Source organism: Paenarthrobacter sp. NPDC090522, assembly GCF_044769225.1.
Taxonomy (GTDB): domain Bacteria; phylum Actinomycetota; class Actinomycetes; order Actinomycetales; family Micrococcaceae; genus Arthrobacter.
This window is the reverse complement of the sequence record NZ_JBIVXL010000015.1, coordinates 91,292-116,945: the sequence shown is the minus strand read 5'-3', so window position 1 is coordinate 116,945 and position 25,654 is coordinate 91,292. Positions and strand designations below refer to the sequence as shown.

The following is a 25,654-nucleotide window of genomic DNA, read 5'->3' as shown; positions in this document are numbered from 1 at the left end:
TCATTGGAGCCTCACTCGGGGATCGATGGCGGCGTACGCGAGGTCCACCACCACGTTGGCGACAATCACGAAGAACGCGGCCAGCATGGTGATGGCCATAGTGACAGGCAGGTCGCCGGAGATAGCTGCGTGCACTGCCGTGAAGCCGAGGCCTGGGACGGAGAAGATTTGCTCGGTCAGGACGGCGCCGCCCAGGAGCAGGCCGATGTCCATGCCGAGCATGGTGACTACTGGCGTGATGCCGGCCCTGACGCCGTGCTTGAACGTCACTGTCCTTGGGGCGAGGCCCTTGGCACGTGCTGTTCGGATGAAGTCCTCACCGAACGTCTCGATCATGTTGGTGCGGGTGACACGGATGTAGGAGGCACTGAACAGCACGGCCAGCGCTATCCACGGCAACAGGTAGTTGGTCACCCACGCGCCGGGCCCTTGGGGGCCGAACGGACTGCTGATCTCATTGGTGGTGAAGGGCAGCAGATGCAACTGGTTGACGAAGAGCAACAGCAGGAACAGGCCTGTAACCGGGATGGGGAGCGAAACGCCCACGGAAGCCGCCCCAACAATGAACTTGTCCATCGGTGAACCCTTGCGCAGGGCGGCCAGGAGGCCGAGGCCCACGCCGGTGATGGTCCAGAGCACCAGCGCCCCGATGGCCATGGAGAAGGTGTAGGGGAGCGACCGGGCAATGATGTCCGCAACGTTCTCATTGGTTTGGAACGACTTGCCCAGGCACGGCCATTCGCACAGGGTCTGGGCGCCGGCGGCACCGATCATCCGGGGAGAGAACAGGCCACGCATGTAGTCGAGGTATTGCACGAAGAACGGTTGGTCCATGCCCAAAGCAACCCGGGCTTCCGCAACACGTTCGGGCGTGCACTCCTGCCCGCACGCTGCCGCGGCAGGATCAGAAGGGCCAAGCTGGAACAACGTGAAGGTAATGAAACTGACCGCGAAAAGGAGCAGGACCAACGATCCGGCACGGCGAAGAATGAAAGTGATCATGGTGGTTGGAGTTAGTGCTCGACGCCGACGATCGAAAGGTCGATTCCGCCGAAGAAGTAGCCAACCTGGGCGTTCCGCACCTTGGAGCCCACCACGGAGTTGGTGTGGGTGCGGATCAGCGGAACGATCGGGTAGGTCTTCAAAGCTGTGCCGAACGCCTCAGACCACTTCTTGCCCAGTTCCTCCGATGTGCCGTCTGTGTTGCGGAGCTCGTACATGGTCTTGGACAGCACCGGATCGAAGTAGCGGGAGGTGTTGGAGAAACCGTAGCTGGTGCCGTCATTGTTCGGTCCCAGCAAGGGGTCTGCGGAGGTTCGGATTGACGCCGGGTCGGCACCGCCGCACCAGCCGGATCGGCCCAGGTCCGGAAGCTGTTCGCTGGCCATGATCGAGTAGTAGTTCGGTGCAGGGATGGCCACGAGTTCGACGTCGATACCCAAGGCCTTAAGGTTCTGCTGGATCACGGTACCGGTGTTCTTGAAGGCATCGCGGTTGTTGGCGTAGCCGTAGGTGAGCGTCTTGGGGTACTCCTTACCCTCGAGCAGCTTCTTGGCTTCCTCCAGCTTGGGCTTGCCCGCGGGATCCAATTCGAGTTCAGTTTCAACGTACCCGCGCATCTTGTCATTGAGCGGGCTCTGCGTGAGCTCACCGAAGCGGCGTCCGCCGTACTGGACCAGGATGGACTGGCGGTCCAGTGCCAGGGCGATTGCCTTCCGGACATCCGGGTCCTTGATCTTTTGGGTGTTCAGGCTCAGCACGTCGTTGCAGCCCAGGAGTCCCGAGGCCACACGGTCCTTGACCTTGGCGTCAGCGAGTTTTGCTGAATCGGAGGTCTGCAGGGCGCCGTTGGAATCGAGGGTGATCGCGTTGGGATCCGAGTCCGCGAGCAACTGCTGGCTGATGGTGGCCTGCGACGTGGACAAGGAGAAGCTGAACGTGTCAGGCAGGGCGGAACGGTTGGGGTCCGTTGCAGGATCCCAATGCGGGTTGCGGACCAGCTTCAGCGACTTTCCGCGGTTGTAGGACTCCACCATGTACGGGCCCGAGGAGACCGGGTGGTTGGTGTAATCCAGCTTGCTGTCCTTGTTTGCGGGGACCGGAGCCGTGTTGGACCGCGAGGCCAACGCGGGGAATTCGGCAAATGGCTTCTTCAAGTGGAAGACGATAGTGCGCTCGTCGGGCGTTTCAACGGCCTTGAGCACAGCGGAAGGATCCTTGTACGGCCCCTTGTACCCGCCGGCGTCGAGGGCTGCATTCAGTTCCTGCGGCGCCTGGGTGAAGACGTCCTGCGCGAAGGTGCGCTCCACGCCGTACTTGATGTCTGCCGAAGTGATGGGCGTGCCGTCCTCGAACTTCACGCCGTCCTTGAGGGTGAACGTCCAGCTCAGGCCGTCATCGGAAACCTTGCCGGTGTCCGTGGCGAGGTCGGGCACCACCGTTGGAGGCTGGCCGGCGGTCTCCTTGGCCATGGTCAGTGTGCGGTAGTAGAGCTGGCCGACGTTGGCCGTCTGTACGTAGTTGCTGTTGCCCGGGTCCAGGGTCTGGAAGTCCGACGACATCAGGACGTTGATGTTGCCGCCCTTGGCGTTGAAGCCGGACTTCACCACCACCGGTGCCAGTTCGGTGACGGACTCCGGCTTGGAGTTGTTGGCCTGGTCTTGACCTGCGCTGCAGCCGGCGGCCGACATCGCGATCAGCACGGAAAGCGCCAGTGCTCTCGTGGGGGTTTTCATGGTGCTCCTCTTGAAGGGTGGGTGAAACGGAGATTTAGTGGCGGGATGCTTTGGGGTCCAGGGCGTCGCGGACTGCGTCGCCCAGGAGGTTGAAGGCCAGGACGGTGACAATGAGCATCACGCCCGGGACGGCCAGGAACCAAGGATCGCTGAGGTACCAGTTGCCTGATTGTGCGGCGTTGAGCATCTGGCCCCACGACGGCGTGGGGTCCTTGACGCCTACGCCCAGGAACGACAGGGCTGCTTCAGCGGAGATGTTGGTGGGAATGAGCATGGTGGCGTACACCAGGACCACGCCCATGACGTTGGGGATGATCTGGCGGAACAGCACGCTCACGTGGGAAGCCCCGAAGGAACGGGCGGCTTCGACGAACTCGCGCTCGCGGAGACTGAGCACCTGGCCGCGGACGATGCGGGCCAAGTAGGCCCAGCCGAAGAAGCCAAGGATGATCACCAAGGACGCCATGGGAAGGAAGCTGCCTTCACCCAACGGCGTGTCCCGGAGTCGCGATTGCAGGATCGGCGTCAGCGAGAGGACCAGCAACAGGTGCGGGAACGCGAGGAACAGGTCCATGATCCGGCTGATGATGGCGTCGGTCTTGCCGCCGAAGTAGCCCGCCGCCGCGCCGAGGACGGTCCCCAGCACCACGGAGACGGCGGTGGACAGCAGGGCGATGGTGAGCGATACCTGTCCGCCGAAGGCGAGCCTGGCAAAGAGGTCGCGGCCCAGCCCGGGTTCCACGCCCAGCCAGTGCTCAGCAGATGGGTACATGTAGCCGGGCAGGGGCAGGCCCGGTGTCTGGAAATCATCCAGGACCTCGGGGCTGGTGTTGGAGGTGAAGGGATCATTGCCGGACATTGCACTGAGTACCGGGGCAAGGATGGCGAACAGCATGATGGCCACCACGACGCAGAGGCTTAGCAGCGCAACCTTGCTGCGCCGGATCCTCAGCCATGCCGTGGCCAGCAGGGACCGCGCTTCAGCGGGGGCGGCAGCCGTGCTGTCCGGCGTCGTTGCCGTGGGTAGCGGTGGGCTGCCGGTGTTTGGTTCGACGGATTGTAACTGGGTCAACCGTTTGCTCGTTTCGTGAAGGGAGCTGACTCCGGAAAATCTTGTATACCAAAATAGATTAGAGCACCTTTGATGGGATGTAAATCACAATTAATGTACTGTTTGGAATACCAGAGACTTATCTGACCTGAGCGAAGGAGCTCCTGTGCACCTCAAGACCACCGCCCGCTATGTACTGGGTTTTCTCGATGGACAGCATGTGCTGTTGGAGGATGCCTGCGTGGTCCACAAGGGCAGCACCATTGAGTACGTTGGCCTTGACTACCGAGGACCAGTGGACGAAGAACGGCACCTCGGCGACGCGCTTTTGATGCCCGGGTTGATCGACCTTGACGCCCTCACGGACGTCGACCACCTCATCCTGGACAGCTGGGCAGGTCCGGAACTCGCCAAGGCGCACCAGTGGTCCGAGGACTACTTCAGGAATCGTCGCGAGGATGTTTTTACGCCCGAGGAACGCCAACAGATCCGCGAGTACGCACTCATCCAGCTGGTCCTGCACGGCATCACCACCTACATGCCCATCGCGTCAGAGGTTCACTCCGAATGGGCAGAGACGTTCGAGGAACTCGTCGGCATGGCCGAGACCAGCAGGCGGCTCGGATTGCGTGGGTACTTGGGGCCGGCCTACCGCTCGGGCGTGAACGTGGTGCTGGAGGACGGCCAACGCTCAGTGATGTTCGACGCCGATCGGGGCCGTGAGGGATTCGCGGACGCCTTGCGCTTCATTGACCACGTGACGGGATTGAACGATCCGTTGGTCCAAGGGGTCCTGTTGCCGTGCCGGATCGAGACCCTGGACATCGAAACACTCAAGGCGACTGCTGCGGTTTCCGGGGAACGGGACGTACTGGTTCGCTTGCACTCGCTGCAGGGACTCGTGGAGCGGGACTTCATCCTGGAGTGGCATGGCGTTACGCCCCTTGAGCTCTTGGACCAGGTGGGCCTGCTCAACCAGAGGCTCTTGATTCCACACGCCACCTACGTGGACCGCAATCCAGCCGTCCACGGCGAAGACAGGGGTGACCTGGCCAAGCTGGCGGCCAGCGGGGCAAGCATCATCCACTGTCCGCTCACGTCCATGCGTTATGGCAGCACCCTGGATTCCTTCAACGCCTACAAAGAAGCGGGCATCAACATTTCCTTGGGGACCGACTCGTTCCCGCCGGACCTCATCCGCGGGATCGACGCCGGGGTGCAGTTGTCGAAGATCCTCGCCGGTAGGAACGACGCCGGCGACCTCGCCGGATATGTCGATGCCGCCACACTCGGGGGAGCCCGCGCCCTGGGCCGCCCCGATCTTGGCCGGCTCGAAGCCGGTGCCCAGGCGGACATGGTGGCCTTTTCCCTGGACGACATCCGTGACGGTGTCCACGACGATCCCTTCCGCACCCTGACCCTCAACGGGACGGCACGCCAAGCTGTCCTCTCCGTTGTGGCCGGACGGACCATCATGGCCGATGGCCAGATCGCGGGAGTGGACCTGGATTTCTGGCGTGGCAAGGCCCAGGTTCTCTTTACGAAAATGCGTGAAGCCTACACAAGCCGGGATGCTTTGAACCGTCCCGCAAATGAGCTGTTTCCTCCCGTGTATGCTCGGTTGGAGCAGTGAGCGGAACCGTCCGGCAAAGTCGCACGGGCGCACGCATGAAGGGGAGTTTGAGAGTGGCAGAGGCGATCCCGGAAGCCGGCAATGTCCGCGATGACGAAGCCCGTGCGGAGTACGTTTATCAGTTGGTCCTGGAGGGCATCGTCTCCGGTTCCTTCGCCCAGGGGTCGCGGCTGCGGGAGCGCGAACTCTCAGAGATGTACAGCGTGTCCAGGATCCCTGTCCGGGAGGCCATTCAACGCCTGGAGCAGGACGGCTTCGTGGCCACGTTCCCCCGGCGTGGCGCAGTGGTCCGCCAACTGACCCTGACCGACGTCAACGAACTCTTCGATGTGCGGCTTTGCCTCGAGACGTTTGCAGCGAAGATGGCGGCCACCCGTGTCGCCGAAAGCGGCGACGGAGGGCGCCTCGAGGAACTGATGGAAGCCTCGAAGGCGGCCATCGACAAAGACCGGACTGACGACGTCGTACTTATCAGCGCCGAACTGCACGCCGAAATCGTGCGCCTCTCCGGCAACCGCCTTCTGATCGAATCCGTCAAGCCGCTGTTCGGGCGGATGCGCTGGATCTTCGGGTTGGCGCACAACCGCAGCAACGAACTCCAGCGGGACGAGCACACTGAACTGTGCAACGCGATCCTGGCCGGGCGTCCCGAGCTGGCGTACTCCCTGGCGTACTCGCACATTGAACTGGGCCGCCAGCCCGTCCTGGCCGGGCTGGCGGAGACCCTGGAGCCCTAGGGTCAAATGACTTGAAGGCTGCCACTTCGTCTGGGACCAATTCCTTGGTGTTCTTTGAAGACTTGGCGTAATCGGCTGAGTACTTTGTCGTGTTTTCCCTGCGTGTTGCTACCGATCCGTCTACCTCATCGTCGCCATCGTGTCCGGAGCGGCCGGTGTTTTCGCGAGCGTTTCTTCCGTGAGGCAAGCCATCCGCGTCGCACTGTTCATGATTTTCGTTGCACTCTTGCCCCGCCTAACTGCCTACAGATAGTCTGGATGTGTACAGAATTAGGAGGCGTGCGTGCCAGGACGTGAGCTTGCCCCCGCCTTCACGCTCCAAGGCGCGCGCGAAGCGGGTCTCACTAAGGATCAGGTCTATTCCCTGCTCGACCGGGAAGAGATTGAGCGCGTTGGCCGGGGCGTCTACGTGCGCCCAGACGCGATCCCGCCTGCGTTCACCGCGCTCGCAGCAGCGACCACGCTACGTGAAGAAGCAACGCTGTGCCTGACGAGCGCTCTAGTGCATCATGACCTGAGCGATGCGATTCCGTTCGCCTCCGATATCGCGCTACCGCGCGGCACGCACCATCCGACGGGTCTTGCGAACGTGACTTGGCACAGCTTCGATCCGCGGACCTTTGAGATCGGACGCGAGTGCGCTGACGCAGGACAAGGAGCCAAGGTCGCGATCTACTCAGCGGAGCGGACCCTCGTCGACTGCTTCCGGCTCATGCATCAGGAAGGTAGTGACGTCGCGCACGAGGCGCTCAGACGCTGGCTCCGCAGGAGCGGGAACACCCCGGCACGACTACTCAAGATCGCAGGATTGTTTCCTAAGGCGCTGCCTCGAATCCGCCAAGCCCTGGAGGTGCTCCTGTGACCCCTCCGACACCGTCCAGAGACACTCTGGCAGGGCGCGCGTATAACGACCTGCGCAACCTCGCTCGAAAACAGGAACGCGATCCCGCCGAGTACATCACGGTGTACGCGCTCGAGGGCGTCCTCGCGAGGCTCGCAGCCTCGGAGTTCGCAGGAGACTTCGTGCTCAAGGGTGGCGTGCTGATGGCAGCGTTTGCAGAACGCAGGCCCACTCGGGATATCGACTTCGCTGCACGCGGCTTCGCAAATGACATCCCAGCGGTTGAAAGGCGTGTCCGCAGTATTCTTGCCATCCCAGGGAATGATGGGCTCGAGTTCGACGAGGACTCTGTCAGCGGTGAACAGATTCGCGACGACACAGACTACAACGGCGTCCGAGTCAAGGTAACCGCACGGTTGGCGACGGCGCAGGTCGCGCTGCATATTGATGTGAACTTCGGTGATCCGATCTGGCCCGCCCCGACTGAGGCCGTGCTTCCACTACTCCTGGGAGGCACGCTCCGGCTCCTTGGGTACCCCGACCATATGGTACTCGCAGAAAAGATCATCACGGCGCTTGAACGTGGCGATCAGAACACGCGCTGGCGTGACTTTACCGACATCGCTGCGATCGCCCGCACGCGAAGTGTTGAAGGGACAGACCTCCAGGAAGCGATCGGTGTTGTTGCCCGCTACCGGCAGATAGTCCTTGAACCACTCGGACCGATGCTCTCTGAGATGCCCTCGCTGGCGCAACGCAAGTGGGAGGTCTGGCGGAGGAAGCAGCGACTCGAGAAATCGACGCCGGTGAGCTTCTCTGACCTGCTCGAAGCCTGCCTGGCTTTTGCTGAGCCGGTCCTCGCGAACAAAGTTGCTCATCTGCGATGGAACCAAACGGGTCAGTTGTGGGAAGAGACGAGCTCGACCAGCGCGGAGTATCCGCTTTATGAATGGGCGAGACTCTATGTCGAGGAGGACCCGCATGAATAAGCGGGCGACGATCAAACCAAGATCGGCTAGGGATGGTGGCGCAAGGATCGCCAGCTCATGTGAGGGCACCGCTTTTGATATGGTTTGGCCGAGCGAGCAGGAAGGCTGAGCATGCCAATACTGCAGGTGCGGGTCGAACTCGTGCCCAACTCCGTCAGCGTCAATGCGCTATGTGCTGGTTACGAGCTGGGTGCGTGGCGAGCAGATCAACTCGTCGAAGACATCTTTGATCGCCACTTGCTAGATTTTGCTCTCACCTATACAGAGGCGAAGAGCGTGTCCAGCAGGACGGCCCTGCAATCGATTAGGGACGCAGCAGTCTCCGTGTATACGACTGATAAATATCGTCGACGTGGAGAGTTCGGTGAACTCCTCCTTCACTCTGCACTCGTGGATTTCTATGGCGCGGAGCCAGCGGTTAGCAAGATCTACTATGAAGACTCTTCAAACGATGTCGTAAAGGGGTTCGACAGTGTCCATGTTGTAGCCGACAGCAATGGAGAGATGAAGATCTGGCTAGGGGAGGCGAAATTCTACTCAAGACTCGACGATGCAATGGACAGCGTGCTCCAAGACATTCAGGCGCACCTAGCCACTGACTTTCTGCGCAAAGAGTTTGTCTTTATCACCCGCAAGGTGGACGCTTCCTGGCCGCATGCTCAGCAGTTCAAAGGCTTGATCGCGCGTGCTCGAAGCCTGGACGATATATCAAGTTCGATTGTCATGCCGATATTCCTGACCTACGACAGTGACGCAGTTGACACTCATAATGTCGTAAGCAACGGTTACATTGCTGCCATGACTGATGAGACAGCAGGCGCACTATTGAGGTTCGAGTCGCGGCTGGCGAAACCGATGGAGGTTGAGATTCGGTTGATACTCCTTCCGTTGAAGTCGAAGGCAAGGCTGGTGGACCTGATGCATGCAAAACTGAAAGCTCTTCAGGGTATCTAATGGCGACCGATGACTTCGCTGCGCTGCGCGAGATATCCAACATGCTGTTGACTGATGAAAATGAACAAGAAGCCCGTGACCGCTTCATCCGTTTTCTGGATCAGTATTCTGGTACCGGCTCCCTAAGCGTCATTGTCGATTCTTTGGCGGCGCGACTGGGCCTCTTCCCCTATATGTCTCCGAACCTCGAGGAGATCAGCGATGCAGAGGCACTCACTGTTGCCTACCACTCTCCGGAGTCGTTGAAGAAGCACGGATTTACATTCCACGCGGAGCAGCAGAAGATCTACGAACAACTCATGGACGGCAAGAGTGTGATCCTGTCCGCTCCGACATCCTTCGGTAAGTCCGCAATCGTTGACGCTTTGGTCTTGTCGGAAAAATGGGCGAACTTCGTCATCATCGTTCCTACGATCTCGCTCATCGATGAGACTCGCCGTCGACTTGTGGCGCTCGATACTGGATACACGATCGTCTCGCACCCCAGCCAGAAACCTACCCTGAAGAACATCTTCGTACTCACCCAAGAGCGCTTCTTGGAGCTCGACCCAGTACCCAGTGTCGACTTCTTCATCATCGATGAGTTCTACAAGCTCGGTGACGGCGAGACTGATGAGAAGCGTCGATCGAACCTCAACATTGCCTGGCGTCTCCTCCGCAGGACCGGGGCCCAGTATTACCTTCTTGGGCCCAACATCGATGCTTTGAAATTCGGCTCAGACAGCGAGCTGTCGAAATCCTTCATCACATCGGACTTCAATCCTGTAGTGGTCGATGTCGAAGACCGGTCCCACGTAGAGGACCGACTCTCAGATATGAAGACGTTTCTAGACGAACAGGCTGACGGTCCGAGCTTGATCTTCGTGAGTAGCCCGGGGCGGGCGAATGACATAGCCTTCGAGCTCGGTACAGGAGCGGCAGACCCACTCGTGATCGAAATCGCCGACTGGATTGCAGAGCACTACGATCCGGAGTGGTTCGTCGCAAGAGCACTCCGCAGTGGGGTTGGTACGCACACCGGTCCGATGCCCCGAAGCCTACAGCGAGCGATGGTTCGTCTATTTGCGATGGAAAAGATTGATCGGCTCGTTTGCACTACAACGCTGATCGAGGGCGTCAACACCGTGGCAAGGAACGTCGTGATCTACGACAAGAAGATCGACCGGAAACCGATCGACTTCTTTACCTTCTCTAATATCCGAGGCCGGGCCGGACGGATGCTCAAGCACTTCGTCGGCCGAGTCGTCTCCTACGCTGATCAGCCTGAACCCGAGGTCTCAACAGTCGATCTCCCTATCGAATCGCAGTCCCCGGCAGCATCCCTCGCAACGTTGATTCAGCTCGATTCTGCCGAGCTGACCGAAGAGTCCGTTGAGAGGCTGCGCCACGTCCTAGATCAGGACGCACTCTCCGTCCAGACGATGCGCCGGAATCGGGGACTGGATCCAACGCTCCAGATCGGTGCGGCGCGCCGCATGCGGGAGGCCAGGCCGGGCGACTTCCGGAACCTGTCTTGGAGCGGTATCCCGACTCGCGAGCAGTTCGCTGCGGTTGTGTCGCTCGGATACGACCAGCTCATCATCGGACGCGATCGAAGCGGGGAGAACGCCAGGTCCATACTCGCGAAGCTGAACGCGGCGAGGACCGCACAAGGCGATGTGCAGGCACTGGTTGATGCAGCGTTACCGTATATGCGACGCGGCCAGACGCGCAGCAACGTAGTTGATGATGTGTTGAGTTTTCAGCGTAACTGGATGGGTTTCAAGATACCCTCCATGCTGCGCGCCGCAAGCTCCATCCAACGGGAGGTCGCCCAGGACCGAGACGAACGAGTCTCCAATTACGAGTACGTCATTCGGGAGATCGAGTCGCTCTACCTGCCCTCATTCATCGCTGAACTGGAGGACTACGGACTGCCCATACCCGTAGGCGTGAAGCTCGCAAACCTAGGGTTGCACGGCGAGAGTATCGAGGACGTCGTGGCCATGCTCGTGCGCATGGCCAGAGACCAACGCGTGCTTTCCACACTCACCAAGGTGGATCGCTGGTTCCTCTCTGACGTTGCATCCGGGCTGAAGAAAGAAATGCCGACGATCGCACCTGCCGGGTAACCGAGGCCTTCTCATAAACCTGAGAAAACGCCCGACGAACCTCCGATGAGCTACCCCGACTCGGGGTGCGACCGGGAGCCGATGCATGAAAAACCATGGCCATACTTTCGGTCGAACCCGACGTCGGGTTCACGTTATGGGCCTTAGTCGTCGGCGTCGGGGTATTCCTCGTCGTCGTAGCGGCCCGACTCCTCAACCTCCACTTCCAGGATCTTCAGCATCTCCGTGTCCGGGTTCAGCATGATCGCTGCCTCGTCACGGCGGTGCTGCAGGACCGTGTCGATGTAAGACTGGACGGTTTCGGCCAACGGAATGTAGCGGTCCTGCTTCTGGCTCATGTACCAGCGGTGCTCCAGGACCTCGTGGACCACTTCCGCCGGTTCCAACTTCCCGGCCAGGTGCCGCGGGATGGACCGCACAATAGGCTCGAAGATCTGGCTGACCCAGGCATGGGCGCTGATTTCCTCGTCCAGGTCCGGGTTGTTGTCCGCCCGGAACTGGTCCATGTCGTTCAAGAGCCTGCGCGCCTGGTTCTCCTGCGCATCGAGGCCCGTGAGGCGGAGCAAACGCCGCTGATGGTGTCCGGCGTCCACCACTTTGGGCTGGAGCTGGATGGTGGAACCGTCGGCGGTGGTCTTGATGGCATATTCTTCGACGTCGAAACCGAGTTCGTTGAGCCGGCGGATGCGGGCACCGACGCGCCAGCGTTCGCCGAGTTCGAAGGATTCCTTCTCCGTGAGCTCCGCCCAGAGCCGCCGGTAGCTGTCCATGATCAGCTCACTGGTGGCCACGGGGTCCACCTTTTCCTCGATGAGCCCGCCATCCAGGAGGTCCATGAGCTCGCCGGCGATGTTCACGCGGGCAATTTCGAGGTCGTACTCACGCTGGCCCTGGGACAGGTCCGGGTACAGTTCGCCCGTCTCGGCGTCCACCAGGTAAGCGGCGAAAGCGCCCGCATCGCGACGGAACAACGTGTTGGAGAGCGAGACATCGCCCCAGTAGAAACCAATGAGGTGCAAGCGGACCATGAGCAGGGCCTGTGCGTCGATCAGGCGGGTCAGGGTGTCCTTGCGCAGCATCTGGGAGAACAGTGCGCGGTAGGGCATGGAGAACTTCAAGTGTCGGGTGACCAGCACCGGGTTCAGCGGCTTGCCGTCGGCGGTGGTCCGTCCGGTAATGACCGCCACAGGCTCCACGCACGGGACATCCAGCCGGGCGAGCTTTCGAAGCATGTGGTATTCATGCCGCGCCACGTGCTCTGACGTTTCCTTGATGGCAATGACCGAGCCGCCCAAGTGGGCGAAACGCACAATGTGCCGGGAGATACCGCGGGGGAGCGCGGCGAGGTACTCCGCCGGCCATTCCTCCAAGGCGATGTGCCAGGGAAGGTCCAACAGTTCAGGATCAGCGGCAGCAGCCGTGATGTTCAGCGAGCCAATGACGCTGGCCGGAGGGGCCGAGTCCTGCGCGCTGGCCGCTTCCGTCCGGGGGAGCTTGCCGATCTGCCCGTAGTCGGTTGGTTCGTCGTGCCACTGGGCTCCGTTTTGCTCGCTCATGCCTCAATTGTTCCGTACTCAGGGGTGCTGTTCAGTTCTGTGAACGGATCCGCCGCTGTGGCGGACCATTCGACGTCGGACGCGGCCTGGAAGCCGACGCCCTGCTTGGCGAGCCGCTCACCAAAGGCACCAAGCCGACGTCGGAAGTCACCGAGGTCCCGGTCCTCCTGCCGGGACCAACCCACCTCCGCCAGCGAGATGGCCCTGGGGTACATGAGCCAATAGGCCTGCTGGTTGCCACGGACGGTTTCGGTCCAGAGCGGACCTTCGACACCGAGCAAGTGCTGGTCCTCAAGGCCGCCCTGGGCCGGATTCCATTGGTAATACTCAGACCATGTGAAGGGGCCGCCCTCCACCCAGGACAGGCCGATGGGGCTGCCGGAATCGTATTTCTGGTCCAGGTACGTGTTGGCTGCCGGTGACATGATGACTCCCGCGCCTGTCTCCTGGGCCTGCCGGACGACGGGCGCGAGATCGCCCCACCAGTACTGCACCACGCTGCCGCGCGGGAGTTCCACCTCCGCGTACTCGTTCCAGCCCACGACAGTCTTGCCCGTTGCGGCGCCGATCCTGGCGAATTCCGTCACCATGGCCACGTAGTTGTCGTGCCCGGTGACGTGGGCTTCGTCCCCGCCGATGTGGATGTAGGGACCGTCCGTCATGGCAGCGACCTGGCCCAGGACTTCGCTGACGAACTCGTAGGTGGCCGGCAGGTCGGCGGTCAGCGTGGAGTAGCCCACGTCCCCCGTGGTGTTGGCGGGTTTGGCGATGCCGTCCGGGTTCAGCTGGGGGATCGCCGCCAGCGCCGCATTGACGTGTCCGGGAAGGTCGATTTCGGATACCACCAGGATGTTCCGCGCAGCGGCGTAGGCCTGGATGTCCCGAAAATCCTGCTGCGTGTAAAAACCGGTGTGCCCGGGCGTGAGCCCGACGCCCGGATGGTTCACTGCGCCGCCAACAGCGGTGAGGTTGGCGTAGTCCAGCCCCGACGGGTTGTTCTCCGGCATGACGATTTCGATGCGCCAGGCCTGGTCATCGGTCAGGTGCAGGTGAAGGGCGTTCAGTTTGAACTGGGCCATGACGTCGATCTGTTCCTTGACTTCTTCCACCGTGAAGAAGCTGCGGGCGACGTCCAGCATGAGGCCGCGGTACGGGAAGCGCGGTGCGTCGTGAATTTCGACGGCGGGAATCGCCCAGGTGCGTTCCCCTGCGAGAGCGTCCGTGGAATCGGGCGATTCGGTGAGAGAGCGTTCGATGAAAGGGGCGAAGAGCTGACGGAGGGTTTGCATTCCGTTGAAAAGCCCTGCCGGTGTTGATGCCCTCAGCCGGGCGCCAGCGTCGGTGACGGTGAGCGCGTAAGCCTCCGGGCCGCCGTCGAACGCTTGGTCCAGCTCCAGGGCGATGTCCCCGGGGCGGAAGTCACTGGCCAGTGGAAGGTCGAAACCGGTGCCGCGCCGGAGTAGCGTGGCGAGCTGTTCGGCGACCGGTTCCGCTCCGGCGGAGGCGGCAAGGCGGGTGGTCGCCGTCAGCGCAAAGGCCGTGCCGTCCAGGGCAGTGACGTGTTGGGGCCGGGGGATCAGGTTGTCCGTGGAGTTCATACCGTTCTTTCCGACAGAGAAGGGGTTAACGAGAGAGCGGCCCGACCGGTGAGGGTCGGGCCGCTATCTGCTGATGGCCGGTTAGGCGAGGGTGACTAGTCGCCCAGGCGGAGGCCGGTCTTGGTGTCGAACAGGTGCACGTGGCCGGACTGCGGACGGACGAAGATGGACTCGCCCTTCATCGGAGGACGGCGACCGTCGACGCGGGCAACGATGTCGTGGCTCTTGCCATCGAGGGTGGTGTGGCCGTAGACGTAAGCGTCGGCACCGAGTTCTTCAACCACGTCAACCTCAACCTGCAGGCCTTCGCCCTGGCCGACCGTTTCGAGGTCCTCGGGGCGGGTACCAACCGTGACGGTCTTGCCCGAAGCGTCATCCAGGACGTCGTGCTTGACCGGGTAGACGGTGCCACCGAACTGGACGCCGCCGTCAACAACCGGCAGTTCCAGCAGGTTCATGGCAGGGGAGCCGATGAAGCCTGCAACGAAGACGTTCTGCGGGCGGTCGTACAGGTTGCGCGGGGTGTCGACCTGCTGGAGGAGACCGTCCTTGAGGACTGCAACGCGGTCACCCATGGTCATGGCCTCAACCTGGTCGTGCGTCACGTAAACCGTGGTGACGCCGAGGCGGCGGGTCAGGGATGCGATCTGCGTACGGGTCTGGACACGGAGCTTGGCGTCAAGGTTGGACAGCGGCTCATCCATGAGGAAGACCTGCGGGTTACGGACGATTGCACGGCCCATGGCAACACGCTGGCGCTGACCACCGGAGAGTGCCTTCGGCTTGCGGTCCAGGTACTGCTCAAGGTCGAGGAGCTTGGCTGCTTCGCGGACACGCTCTGCGCGCTCTTCCTTCGAAACGCCGGCAATCTTGAGTGCGAAGCCCATGTTGTCCGCAACGGTCATGTGCGGGTAGAGAGCGTAGTTCTGGAAGACCATTGCGATGTCGCGGTCCTTCGGCGGAACATCCGTGACGTCGCGGTCACCGATCAGAATACGGCCGGCGTTCACATCCTCAAGACCTGCGAGCATGCGCAGGGAGGTGGACTTACCGCAACCGGAGGGTCCAACGAGGACCAGGAATTCGCCATCGGCGATGTCGATGTTGAGCTTATCGACGGCGGGCTTATCTGTGCCCGGGTACAGACGCGTAGCGTTATCAAAAGTAACTGTAGCCACAGTTATCAATCCCTTCACCGGCAGGTACGTGCCGGACGATCCGTTGTGAATGGTTCATTTTCTTCAGTTGAAACTCCTCGGCCAAAGCCGAGGAGTTATGCGTGGCGTCGCACGATAATGTGCGTCACGTCACAAGCAAGAGTATTACAGACACTTCGACCCTCTGTCGAATTTGTTGCAAAGATCACATATTGCGTTCGTCACACGCTAGGCGTTGGTGGTGGCCCGACGACGTTCGCGGAGCAGCGCCTCCAAGAGCTCGGCCACGTGCATGGGAGCTTCCACGCGGAACGCGGCCTGGGTGAAGTCGAGACCCACCTTGATGCCCACGTCGTCGCCAAGGAGCCGGCCCAGCGCGTCCTCGTCCGTCACATCGTCGCCAGCGAACAGGATGGCCGTAGCTCCCGTCGCTTGGCGCAGGAACTCCACTGCTTCGCCCTTGGAAGCGTGGACCACCGACGTCTCCAGCACGCGCTTGCCGGTCTTCAGGAACACGCCCGGGCGGTCCTGCAACTCGATCCGGGCGGCCTCGACGGCGTCCTCCGCCACGTCATCATCGGCAAGCCTCGTGTGCAGCACAACGCCCGCGGGCTTGTCTTCCAGCAGGGTTCCCGGGGCGACGTTGACGATTCCGGCCAACACTTCGCGCACCGAAGCCAGCCGTTCACGCTGCTCGTCGTCCAACTCCAAACCCAACGAGCCTTCGCCCATCCAGACTTCAGCTCCGTGGCTGCCTATCAATAACGTGTTTGCCGGTGGTGAGGCGACCAGCCGCAAACTGTCCAGTGCGCGGCCCGAGATGAGAGCCGTCGTCGTGCGCGGCAGCCCGGCGAGTTCTTCCAGGGCCGCAGCTGACCGCGGGAGGGGGCGGGCGTCCTCCGCGCGGTCGACGATCGGTGAGAGCGTGCCGTCGAAGTCCAGGGCCACCAGGAGGTGTTCCGTTCCCGCGATGCCTCGAATGGCGTCCAGCAATTCCGGCGACAGCGTTAGGGGCGTCTGTTCAGCTGTCATCGCGGACCACCTTTTCCTTAAGGGAGTCGAGGAACTCGGCCGACCAGTGGTCAACGTCGTGGTCAAGGATTTGCTTGCGCATCAACTTCATGCGGCGTCGGGCTTCCTTCGGGTCCAGGTTGATCGCACGGAGAATGGACGATTTGAGGCCGTCGATGTCGTGCGGATTGATCAGGAGAGCCTGCTTCAACTGATCCGCGGCGCCGGCGAATTCGCTCAACACCAGGGCGCCGTCGTCTTCGGAACGGGCTGTCACGTACTCCTTGGCCACCAGGTTCATGCCGTCCCGCAGCGCGGTCACCAGCATGACGTCGGCCGCAAGGTACAGCGCCACCATTTCCTCCACCGGATAGCTGTGGTGCAGGTAGCGCACTGCGGTGTTCTGGATGGTGTCATACGTTCCGTTGATCCGGCCCACAGTGCCTTCGATTTCCTCCCGCAGGAGCCGGTACTGCTCCACCCGCTCGCGGCTGGGGCTGGCCACCTGGATCAGCGTGGCGTCCTCCACCTTGATGTGGCCATCGGCGAGGAGTTCTTCGAAGGCCTTCAAGCGGTGCCCGATGCCCTTGGTGTAGTCCAGCCGGTCGACGCCCAAGAGGATTGTCTTGGGATTGCCCAGGTCCTTGCGGATCTGCTTGGACCGCTCGATGATGTCCGGGCGGCTGGCGAGTTCGCGGATCTGGTCCACGTCAATGGAAATGGGGAAAGCCTGGGCGCGGGCGATGTGGGTGACCTGGCCGTCCGCGCCCTTCACATGGATTTGCTGCTGCTTGACGCTTGCCCCCAGGAAGCGTCGTGCGGAACGCATGAAGTTGCCGGCATCGCTGGGCCGCTGGAAGCCCAGGAGGTCCGCGCCCAGCAGGCCGTCAATGATCTCGCGGCGCCACGGGAGCTGCGCGAAGATCTCCGGCGGCGGGAAGGGAATGTGGTTGAAGAATCCGACCTTCAGGTCCGGGCGGGCCGTGCGGAGCATCCGGGGAACCAGCTGGAGTTGGTAGTCCTGGACCCACACGGTGGCACCGTCCGAGGCATGGCGGATGACGGCGTCGGCGAACTTCTTGTTGACCTGCCGGTAGGAGTCCCACCAGGTTCTGTGAAACTCGGGCGGCGCAATCACGTCATGGTAGAGCGGCCAAATAGTCGCATTGGAGAAGCCTTCGTAGTACAGCTCCACTTCGTGGCTGCTCAACTGGACCGGGACGAGGTCCATGGATTCATGGCTGAACGGGCGCACCGTCTCATCCGGGGCGCCATGCCAACCCACCCACGCGCCGTCGGACTTGGTCATCATCGGTGCGAGGGCAGTGACCAGGCCGCCGGGCGAGCGGCGCCAGCCGTCGTCGGACCTGTCGACGGGCAGGCGGTTGGACACCACCATGAAGTCGAACTTGCTCGCCGTCGGCTTCCTGGTTGGCGATGCCCGGACGCCTTCCTCGGTACTGAGTTTTTCGCTTGCCAAATCCTGCATTACTGCTCCCTGGGGTTGCTGTGACTCACATCCCAGCCTACCGGCGGAATCATCGCCGCCAGTTGATCGTTCAACAACCGGGTCATTGTGCTGGCGGCAAATCCTCAGGTTTGCTCCCGTAAACTGACCCCGTTGCACTACGACGCCGAGTAACCACGAGGAACTGATGAGCCCCGCAAACGAACCGCGCCTGTCCAAGGCCGAGAAGACCGCCCAGGCCCGGGAACAAGCGCGCAAAATCCGCGAAGAACAGCTGAAGAAGGACAAGCGCAACAAGATGCTGGTCCTCTGGGGCATCGTGGTTGCGGTAGTTGCCATCCTCGTGGTCATCGCCCTGGTGGTGGTCACCAACATCCAGAACAACGCCCCCATTGCCGACAGCGGCCCGACGCCCGCCAACGGCAACGTACACGGTGGCGTAACACTTCTGGCAAACAGCGAAGTCGTGAAGTCAGCAGCTGCAACAGTGAACGTCGCCGACGTTCCGTCACCGGCAGCTTCGAAGCCCGCAACCGTGACGGCTCCCGGCGCCGAAGCCGAGGCCGGCAAGCCGGTGAAGGTAGTGGCCTACATCGACTTCATTTGCCCCGTCTGCAAGCGGTTCGAGACCACCTACGGTGAGTCCCTGACCAACCTGCGCAACGAAGGTAAAATCTCCCTCGAGTACCGCCCGCTTGGTTTCCTGGACCAGCAGTCCACCACCAACTACTCCTCGCGCGCAGCGAACGCCGCGGCCTGCGTGGTGAACTCCTCGCCTGAGAAGTACGCCGATTTCTTCAACCTCCTCTTCGAACGCCAGCCCGCCGAAGGCAGCGCCGGTATCTCGGACAAGGACCTCAAGGCCATGGCCACGGAAGTGGGTGCGGCCAACATCGACTCCTGCATCGACAGCAAGCAGTTCCGGCCCTATGTGAAGGTTGCCACGCAGGAAGCTGCGGCGATTGGCATCACCGGCACCCCGACTGTCTTCGTCGACGGTAAGCAGTGGGATGGTTCAACCGACCTGAACGCAGAGATCCAGACCGCGATCACCGCAAAGGGCTGATTTCCCGGTAAGTACGACGGCGGCCGGTTGCCTTCTTCCCGAAGGCAACCGGCCGCTGTTGTTTCCCCGCCCGGCCGTGGGCCTTTGAATTTCGTGGTGGGGGACGGTCTGGGCTAACCTTGACTAGCGTTCTTCGCACGCCTCCTTAGCTCAGTTGGCCAGAGCACCTGTCTTGTAAACAGGGGGTCGCCGGTTCGAATCCGGCAGGGGGCTCCACTACACCCGGCTAGCATCAAGTCATGGACTACGACGATCTGGAACTCATCCTGTTCTGGGTGCTGGCAGTGGCTCCCTCTGTGCTGTTGATCATCGCCGGAGCAGTCATCCACGCCAAACTGCCAAGACGATGGATGGCCCGGTTCTTGGTTGCCGGACTTCTTGCCTGCATCGCTTATTGCGCCTTCGGCGGCATTGTCGCAATGCGCCTTTTCCCTCCACCGTACGATGAGCATTTCGCGGGAGGACGGGGCCTGGACCTTCGGGGCACCGCGCTCATCCTCGGAGGATTCGCAGGTGCTGCCGCGGGTGCGGCGGCCACATTAGGCACGTTTGGGGTTTCAGCTTTTCTGGCACGGTGGCGGGCCGTGCGGACCTCATCCTAAATCTATATAGGTAGACTTAGGCGCATGGAGAATCTCGGGCGCGTTACACCAGCCACCACGCTGGTTCTCGAGTCGCTGTTATCGGCGGAGAGCGTGTGGGGTTTGCAGATCGTCAAGGACGCCGGAAAGAAGCCCGGGACGGTCTACCCGATACTGGACCGCCTTGAAGCAGCTGGCTGGATTCAGGGGGAGTGGGATACCAGCGATGTTCGCAAAGGGCCCAGGCGCAGATATTACAGGCTGCTTGCCGACGCCCGTCCATTGGCATTGGCCTATGTGAGCGCTCAGGCGGCCAAGAAGCAGACGACGATTCCGCACTCCAAGTGGGCAATGGGGGCGTGCTAGTGCTGCGGTCACGAGCCCGGGAAACAGTGCTCCACATGTGCCTTCTGGTCACTCCGCAACATTCGCGGGCCGTGCGTGAGGAACAATGGCGTGCCGACCTCAGGGATGGGCCAGCGTACGGCATCTCAACCTCATCGTTGTTGATCGGTGCCCTGTGCTCATCCGTTCGGGCTAGATTCATGGAAGTTGTACACCGCGCCAGCCTTCTGCTGTCGCGCCGGAAAAGGGGGAAAAGCATGAAACTTGTTCTTGGAGTGATCAGCGCAGTCGCGGTGGCGGCCATAGGATCTACGGTGGTGGGCCAAATGACACCGGCCGACAGTGAATCGGGAAAGGCCGGGCACATCATCACTGGTGGATACGAAGGCTGGTGGAATGCAACGCCCGTCTCAGGATCTGCCGAGGGATTGCCGCGGGAAACTGTCGCGGTGAACACCCGCACGGGAAAGATCGTCGACGCCTTCAACCGTACGAGGAACGAAGCCGGCAAAGTGACGACCGTCGCGGACGTGGACTACGCGGTGGTGCCGGACCCCGCATGGCCGGCAAACTCGGTGGTCATCATCGACACCACATCCGGCAAGGTTATCGAGGACTTCCTGGTGACCGAGGACGGATCACCCTTTGACGAGCATGGGCGGCCGCTTGGCTCAAGCACCCACTGAAGGGTGCTCAGGGAAGCCCACAGGCTAGACTCAACCAAACATCACAAAGATATGGGGGATCTGGGATGGGTACATTCAAGGTTGGGGACAATTTGCCCACCGAATTGTTGGGTATCAACGACGACGCTTGCCCGGCAGAGACAGACCACTTGGGCTTCACGGCATTTTGCAACCTGGACGCAGGCCATAAAGGGACGCACCTCGCCGGCAACTCCGATCTGGTAGTGGTTGCGGCCTGGGAATAGCGGGCAACTTTCAGCACTGCATGCAGCAGCCTGGTCCTACATACTGGCCATATGCGGGAAACGACGGTGTTGGTCGAAGGGGAGAGCGACAAGGTGGCCGTGGAGGTGCTGGCTGCACGCCTGGGGCATCATCTGGCTACCGAGCGGGTGACAGTGGTACCCATGGGTGGCGCCACCAGCATCATCCATTTCCTCGACCGCTACGGGCCCACGGGTGCAAACCACCGCTTGCTGGGTTTATGCGACGCCGGCGAGTCTCCCGGAATTGCCCGGGCACTCGGCCGGGTGGGCATCGGGCCAGGTTCCTTGGATGAGCTGGGCTTCTATGTTTGCCACGAGGACCTCGAGGACGAGCTGATCCGTGCCCTGGGGACGGAAGGCGTGCTGGATGTCATTGAACAACAGGGCGAACTTGCCTCGTTCCGGCTCCTGCAACGCCAACCCTCGTTACGGGACCGACCGGTCGCGGCGCAGCTGAGGAGGTTCTTCGGTGGACGGAGCGGCAACAAGGTGAGGTACGCCCGGCTGCTGGTGGAGGCGTTGCCGGACGGTGAAGCGCCGCCTCCGCTTGGACTTCTTGTGGCGGCCTTCGCCGGCGCGGACTGAACGGCGGCACCCCAAGGAGGCGCCGCCGTCGAGCCTTCAGCCAGAACGCCTACACGGCGGGCTGGTGCTGGGTGATGCAGTGGATTCCGCCGCCCCGCGCGAAAATGGGGCGGGCGTCCACCATGACCACCTCGCGGCCCGGATAGGCCTGCTCCAGGATCCGCTTGGCCTCGGAATCTGCGGGATCGTCGAAACTGCAGGCTATGACGCCGCCATTGACCACCAGGTGGTTGATGTAGCTGTAATCCACCCACCCTTCCTCGTCGCGCAGTATCTCCGGGGCGGGCACCTCGACGATGTCCCAGGAACGTCCCTCGGCATCGTGCGTCGTGGCGAGCAGGGAAATGATGTCCGCGGTGACCTGGAAGTCCGGATGGTCGGGGTTGCGCTGCGAGTGGACCAGCAACACGCCAGGCGAGGGAATCGCTGCGACGATATCCACGTGGCCGCGGGTTCCCAAAGCTTCTGAATCACGGGTCAGGCCGCGCGGTAGCCAGATGACGTGCGTGGCGCCGATGGTGCGCCGCAGTTCCGCCTCGACATCGGCCTTGCTCAGCGCCGGGTTCCGGTACTTGTCCAACTGCACGGTCTCGGTGACCAAGACCGTGCCCAGTCCGTCAACCTGTATTCCGCCGCCTTCGTTCACCAAACTACTGTCCACCAGGCCCGCGCCGGCCAGCCGCACTACTTCGGCCCCGACGGCGGAATCCTTGCCCCACGTGGCCCAATCCTGCTGGCCCCACCCGTTGAAGACCCAATCCACGCCACCGAGCCGGCCGCCGTCGTCAATCACGAAAGTCGGCCCGATGTCCCGCATCCACGCGTCATCAAGCGGCGCTGCCACCAACTCGATATCAGCGGAAAGGTAGCGGCGCGCGGCTTCCATATCCGGCGGATCGACGACCATGGTGACTGGCTCGAACCGCAACACGGCGTGGGCAACCGCAGCCCACGCCGCCCGTGCCTCGTGGGTTTCCTGGTCCGTGTGCCCGATCGAGGAGCGTTCGGGCGGGAACGCCATCCAGACGCGCTCCTGTGGAGCCGTCTCGCTGGGCATGCGCCAGGTCATGGCCGTGCCGCGTTCTGCACGCCGGTCTCGGCGCCGTACGGGCGTTCGACGTCCACCTCGCGCGTGAGTTCCGCGTAGGTGTCAGGCCTGCGCGTGGTCAGGAAAGGGAACAGGTCCAGCCAGTCCTTGCGCTGGTCGAGGTCCAGATCTGCAATGAGCACAGCCTCCTTGTCCCGCGGTGCCTGTACCAGGACTCGGCCGTAGGGATCTGAAATGAACGAGGACCCGTAGAACGTGATGTCCCCCTCGTCGCCTGTGCGGTTGGGGACCACCATGAAGGTGCCGTTGGTGATGCCGTGGCCGGTGATCACGTGCTGCCACAGCGGTTGGTGGTCAAAGTCCGGGAACGTCGGCTCGGAACCGATGGCGGTGGGGTATACCAGGATCTCGGCACCGGCCAGTGAGTAGAGCCGCGCTACTTCGGGGAACCATTCGTCCCAGCAGGTAGGAAGCCCGACGGCGGCATGGTCCAGTTCCGCTGGACGGTACACCGGGTAGGCGTCGTCGGCAGGTCCGGCCCGGAAGTAGGTGTCCTCGTAGTAGCCGGCGCTGATGGGGATGTGCGTCTTGCGTGTCCGCGCGAGCAGTTCTCCGGTGGGCGAGACAAGGATGGCGGTGTTGAAGCCCAGCCCGTCGTCGCCGTCGGCCCGTTCGTAGAGGGAAGCATGGACAGTGACGCCATGTTTGCTGGCCGCTGCGGCTGCGAAATCGAACGTTGGGCCGGTGAGGAGGTCCTCGGCGTCCTGCGCTGGGTTGGCTCCCGCACGGACGTTGGCCGGGTACTTGGAGAGAGTCAGTTCCGGAAGGAAGACGGACGTGGCGCCCGCTGCGGCTGCCTTGCCGATGGCCTCGGTCAACACTGATCGGAGTGCGGCGGCGTCATTCCGCCAGCGGTGCTGGACAAGTGCCACGCGGAGGGGTTGGCGGCTGGATTCGCGGCTTCGGGCGAACGACTCGGGCGGCGTGGTGTTGCTGATGATGTCCATGGTTGGATCGTCCTGACTGGACCTAGGGGTCCTTGTCTCGTGGGGTTCTCGAGGAACCCGGTATGTGGTTGTGGTGCTTGTGGTTGTTCATGAGCCAAGGTCCTGTCCGGAAACCTTGCCCAGGGGAGCGGTCAGTGAGTCGATGGCGCCGGACACCAGGGAACGTGCATGTTCCGTGGTGATGAAGCCGCTGAGCCAGCGTCCCGAGATGCCCTCCACCAGGCTGGTGAGGATTTCTGCCGTGACGGCTGCTTCCTGGTTGTTGGTGCCTGGGTGGACTGCCTGGATGGCCTCGGCGATTTCACGGTTCCATTCGGACGTAGTGCGGGAAAGCGGCTCGGTCAGTTCCGGTTCGAAGATGGAACAGGCCCGGAGTTCGTTCCACGCCACCGAGTTCCGGCGGACGTCGGCGTCGTCCTTGATTTCGTTCAGGAGGAGATGCCTGAGGTGCTTGCCGCTGTCCTGGGTGGCCTTCGCCGAGGGTGCGTCGTCCTTGCTGACCTGCTTGTTGATGTGCTCGAGGGTAGCGGCGAGCAGGCCGGCCCTGTCCGTGAAGTGGTAGTACAGCAGTCCGGAGGAGACGCCGGCTTCCTTCGCAACATCGTTGACCCGCAGTCCCCGCACACCGCTCCTGGCAATGCAGGTGGTGGCGGCGGTCAGGATCTTGGCTAGTTTGTCAGTCATGGTTTGACAGTAATACGTGCTCACCCCGCTCCGTTGCCGTGCCATCCTGTACAGCCGGAGCCTCCGGCCAAAGCCGCAGGGCTGCCAGGTATCCGAGCGATCCGATCACCGTGGATCCCACGAAACTCAGGTCCACGCCACCGCCCAGGTGCGAGAGGGGGCCGGTATAGAGGGAGGTGTCCGTGGCGAGCACGCCAAACACGGAACCGAGTGCCCACGGAATGACTGCCCTCAGATTCCAACCCTTTGTGAACCAATAGCGTCCTGAAGGACCGTTTGCCCTGAACAATTGGAGGTCTGCGGGACTGTACTTTCCCCGGCGGGCAACAAGGAAACCGAGCACGTTGATGGCCACCCAGGGACCGGCAAAGCCGTTGAGTACCAGCGTCATCGCTGTGATGGAGTCGACGGCGTTGAACACGAAGACGCCAAGGTAAAGAAGCCCGACGGCGGCTGCCGAGGTGATGAGCGTGGTGTGGATCCTGCGGAGCCGCGGAAAGAGGGCTTCAAGGTCGAGGCCACTCGCGTAGAGATTCAGGACCCCTTGGCCCAGGCCGCCCGCCAACGCGATGATCAGGATGGGCAGCAGGTACCAAACGGGCGAAGCATGCACCAGGTCAGCGACGTACGAGCCGCCCAGTTCTGGAATGGCGGAGGCGGTGAACGCGCCGAAGAGCGCTGTGACGAACAGGCCCAGGAAAACACCAAAGCAGGTTGCGGCGAGGACGGCGCGATCCGAGTGGGCTTTGCGGGAGATACGCCGGCTGTAATCACCCAGAGTGGGCGCATAGGACAGCGGGCCGCCAATGGAGATCACCACGGACAGAATCCACGTGGGCCAGAAGTCGCCCAGGAGGTAGTCGCCGTGCACGGTTGTGGGGCTGAACGTGGGGGCGAAGGCCACGATCCCTGCGATGAGGAGAAGTCCGACCACCGGCGCTACGAACTTCTGCATGGCGACCACCGTGCCGTGGCCGAAAAGGGCGACGAGGACGATCTCGATGGAGATGACGGCGTAGCCGATGGCGAGCGTGGTGCTGTCCAGGGGTATGCCCAGGAGCCGTTGGGCAGCTGCCACGAGCGCGTCCCCGGAGGTCCATACGGCAATGGCTGCATAGGCCAGTGCGAAGAGGAGAGTCAGTCCGGAACCGATCAGCCTTCCCCGGGTGCCGAAGTGTGCGGCGCTGGATACGGTGTTGTTGGTGCCGGTCCGGGGGCCAAGGAGTGCCATGGGTGCAATGAGGATGGTTCCGATGACGAGTCCGGTAAGACTGGCCGTTGCGGCACCTACGAAATCGAGCCCGAAGGTGATGGGAAGCCAGCCGAAAACGATGACCGAGAAAGCAAAGTTTCCGCCGAAGAAGACGGAGAAAAGGTTACGTGGGCGGGAAGTGCGTTGTTCGTCGGGGATGTACTCGATGCCGACTGATTCGATGCGGCCGAAGCTGTCCTTGGGGGAGGACTCGGCACCGACGGGATCCGCGTCTTTGCGGAAGCGCGTGCTGAACATGTCAGAGCCTTTCGTGAACTACATCACGTTGATGC

Annotated in this window: 24 protein-coding genes and 1 tRNA gene; 13 read left to right on the top strand and 12 right to left on the bottom strand. The window is 62.0% G+C overall.

Annotated features, from left to right (window positions below; genetic code table 11):
• From ACIQT2_RS18350 to ACIQT2_RS18340, 3 genes are read right to left on the bottom strand one after another with little or no spacing between them, the layout of a single operon-like run.
• Entirely contained in the window at positions 1-1,002 is a 1,002-nt protein-coding gene (locus tag ACIQT2_RS18350; protein ID WP_400272393.1) for an ABC transporter permease, read from the bottom strand.
• Between the two features lie 11 nt (positions 1,003-1,013).
• Positions 1,014-2,735: an ABC transporter substrate-binding protein gene (locus ACIQT2_RS18345; protein ID WP_402949256.1), complete on the bottom strand. Its 1,722-nt coding sequence runs from the start codon at positions 2,733-2,735 to the stop codon at positions 1,014-1,016.
• A gap of 34 nt (positions 2,736-2,769) precedes the next feature.
• Entirely contained in the window at positions 2,770-3,807 is a 1,038-nt protein-coding gene (locus ACIQT2_RS18340; RefSeq protein WP_402949253.1) for an ABC transporter permease, read from the bottom strand.
• A gap of 145 nt (positions 3,808-3,952) precedes the next feature.
• Between ACIQT2_RS18340 and ACIQT2_RS18335 the strand changes: the two genes are divergently transcribed.
• The 6 genes from ACIQT2_RS18335 to ACIQT2_RS18310 all read left to right on the top strand — a co-directional run bounded on the left by ACIQT2_RS18335 (position 3,953) and on the right by ACIQT2_RS18310 (position 11,051).
• Positions 3,953-5,419, top strand: coding sequence for a chlorohydrolase family protein (locus ACIQT2_RS18335; protein ID WP_402949250.1), 1,467 nt, complete (start codon positions 3,953-3,955; stop codon positions 5,417-5,419).
• A gap of 53 nt (positions 5,420-5,472) precedes the next feature.
• Positions 5,473-6,156 (top strand): GntR family transcriptional regulator, encoded by a 684-nt coding sequence (locus ACIQT2_RS18330; RefSeq protein ID WP_402949248.1) that lies wholly within the window; start codon positions 5,473-5,475, stop codon positions 6,154-6,156.
• A gap of 283 nt (positions 6,157-6,439) precedes the next feature.
• A complete protein-coding gene (locus ACIQT2_RS18325) occupies positions 6,440-7,018 on the top strand; it encodes a type IV toxin-antitoxin system AbiEi family antitoxin domain-containing protein (RefSeq protein ID WP_402949245.1) in 579 nt (192 codons plus the stop codon).
• Positions 7,015-7,986, top strand: a complete 972-nt coding sequence (locus tag ACIQT2_RS18320) for a nucleotidyl transferase AbiEii/AbiGii toxin family protein (RefSeq protein WP_402949243.1) — start codon at positions 7,015-7,017, stop codon at positions 7,984-7,986. The genes ACIQT2_RS18325 and ACIQT2_RS18320 overlap by 4 nt, the downstream gene beginning before the upstream one ends.
• A gap of 111 nt (positions 7,987-8,097) precedes the next feature.
• Positions 8,098-8,940 carry a DUF1837 domain-containing protein gene (locus tag ACIQT2_RS18315; RefSeq protein ID WP_402949240.1) on the top strand — a complete coding sequence of 281 codons (843 nt, stop codon included), beginning with the start codon at positions 8,098-8,100 and terminating at the stop codon, positions 8,938-8,940.
• Positions 8,940-11,051, top strand: a complete 2,112-nt coding sequence (locus ACIQT2_RS18310; protein WP_402949238.1) for a DEAD/DEAH box helicase — start codon at positions 8,940-8,942, stop codon at positions 11,049-11,051. The genes ACIQT2_RS18315 and ACIQT2_RS18310 overlap by 1 nt, the downstream gene beginning before the upstream one ends.
• A 143-nt stretch (positions 11,052-11,194) precedes the next feature.
• On the opposite strand, the gene ACIQT2_RS18305 is transcribed toward ACIQT2_RS18310, so the two are convergent.
• The 5 genes from ACIQT2_RS18305 to ACIQT2_RS18285 form a co-directional block, all read right to left on the bottom strand.
• Positions 11,195-12,607: a DUF4032 domain-containing protein gene (locus tag ACIQT2_RS18305; protein WP_397323290.1), complete on the bottom strand. Its 1,413-nt coding sequence runs from the start codon at positions 12,605-12,607 to the stop codon at positions 11,195-11,197.
• Positions 12,604-14,205, bottom strand: coding sequence for a beta-N-acetylhexosaminidase (locus ACIQT2_RS18300; RefSeq protein ID WP_402949235.1), 1,602 nt, complete (start codon positions 14,203-14,205; stop codon positions 12,604-12,606). The genes ACIQT2_RS18305 and ACIQT2_RS18300 overlap by 4 nt, the downstream gene beginning before the upstream one ends.
• Before the next feature lie 95 nt (positions 14,206-14,300).
• Positions 14,301-15,383, bottom strand: a complete 1,083-nt coding sequence (locus ACIQT2_RS18295) for an ABC transporter ATP-binding protein (RefSeq protein ID WP_402949233.1) — start codon at positions 15,381-15,383, stop codon at positions 14,301-14,303.
• 207 nt (positions 15,384-15,590) lie between these two features.
• Positions 15,591-16,394: a trehalose-phosphatase gene (otsB, locus tag ACIQT2_RS18290; protein WP_400333746.1), complete on the bottom strand. Its 804-nt coding sequence runs from the start codon at positions 16,392-16,394 to the stop codon at positions 15,591-15,593.
• A complete protein-coding gene (locus ACIQT2_RS18285; protein ID WP_397323285.1) occupies positions 16,384-17,862 on the bottom strand; it encodes a trehalose-6-phosphate synthase in 1,479 nt (492 codons plus the stop codon). Before ACIQT2_RS18285 ends, otsB begins: the two co-directional genes overlap by 11 nt.
• 166 nt (positions 17,863-18,028) lie before the next feature.
• Between ACIQT2_RS18285 and ACIQT2_RS18280 the strand changes: the two genes are divergently transcribed.
• The 7 genes from ACIQT2_RS18280 (at position 18,029) to ACIQT2_RS18250 (ending at position 21,370) form a co-directional block, all read left to right on the top strand.
• Positions 18,029-18,907: a DsbA family protein gene (locus ACIQT2_RS18280; protein ID WP_400333750.1), complete on the top strand. Its 879-nt coding sequence runs from the start codon at positions 18,029-18,031 to the stop codon at positions 18,905-18,907.
• A 139-nt stretch (positions 18,908-19,046) separates the two neighbouring features.
• Positions 19,047-19,123: transfer RNA gene (locus ACIQT2_RS18275), tRNA-Thr, on the top strand.
• 23 nt (positions 19,124-19,146) lie between these two features.
• Positions 19,147-19,509, top strand: coding sequence for a hypothetical protein (locus tag ACIQT2_RS18270; protein WP_402949228.1), 363 nt, complete (start codon positions 19,147-19,149; stop codon positions 19,507-19,509).
• A 24-nt stretch (positions 19,510-19,533) separates the two neighbouring features.
• The gene (locus ACIQT2_RS18265; protein WP_402949225.1) at positions 19,534-19,854 is read left to right on the top strand and encodes a PadR family transcriptional regulator; all 321 of its coding nucleotides are present in this window, start codon (positions 19,534-19,536) and stop codon (positions 19,852-19,854) included.
• 236 nt (positions 19,855-20,090) lie between these two features.
• A complete protein-coding gene (locus tag ACIQT2_RS18260; protein WP_402949222.1) occupies positions 20,091-20,519 on the top strand; it encodes a hypothetical protein in 429 nt (142 codons plus the stop codon).
• Positions 20,520-20,584: 65 nt separating this feature from the next.
• Positions 20,585-20,764: a hypothetical protein gene (locus ACIQT2_RS18255; RefSeq protein ID WP_397323282.1), complete on the top strand. Its 180-nt coding sequence runs from the start codon at positions 20,585-20,587 to the stop codon at positions 20,762-20,764.
• Between the two features lie 51 nt (positions 20,765-20,815).
• Entirely contained in the window at positions 20,816-21,370 is a 555-nt protein-coding gene (locus ACIQT2_RS18250) for a TOPRIM nucleotidyl transferase/hydrolase domain-containing protein (RefSeq protein ID WP_402949219.1), read from the top strand.
• A gap of 49 nt (positions 21,371-21,419) precedes the next feature.
• Here the strand turns inward: ACIQT2_RS18250 and ACIQT2_RS18245 are convergent, their stop codons facing one another.
• The 4 genes from ACIQT2_RS18245 to ACIQT2_RS18230 form a co-directional block, all read right to left on the bottom strand.
• Positions 21,420-22,427 (bottom strand): agmatine/peptidylarginine deiminase, encoded by a 1,008-nt coding sequence (locus ACIQT2_RS18245; protein ID WP_402949216.1) that lies wholly within the window; start codon positions 22,425-22,427, stop codon positions 21,420-21,422.
• Positions 22,428-22,435: 8 nt separating this feature from the next.
• Positions 22,436-23,425 carry a nitrilase-related carbon-nitrogen hydrolase gene (locus tag ACIQT2_RS18240; protein ID WP_402949213.1) on the bottom strand — a complete coding sequence of 330 codons (990 nt, stop codon included), beginning with the start codon at positions 23,423-23,425 and terminating at the stop codon, positions 22,436-22,438.
• An 87-nt stretch (positions 23,426-23,512) separates the two neighbouring features.
• On the bottom strand, positions 23,513-24,109 hold the full coding sequence (locus ACIQT2_RS18235) for a TetR/AcrR family transcriptional regulator (RefSeq protein ID WP_402949210.1): 597 nt from the start codon (positions 24,107-24,109) through the stop codon (positions 23,513-23,515).
• The gene (locus tag ACIQT2_RS18230) at positions 24,102-25,619 is read right to left on the bottom strand and encodes a purine-cytosine permease family protein (RefSeq protein WP_402949208.1); all 1,518 of its coding nucleotides are present in this window, start codon (positions 25,617-25,619) and stop codon (positions 24,102-24,104) included. The genes ACIQT2_RS18235 and ACIQT2_RS18230 overlap by 8 nt, the downstream gene beginning before the upstream one ends.
• Positions 25,620-25,654: the final 35 nt, after the last annotated feature.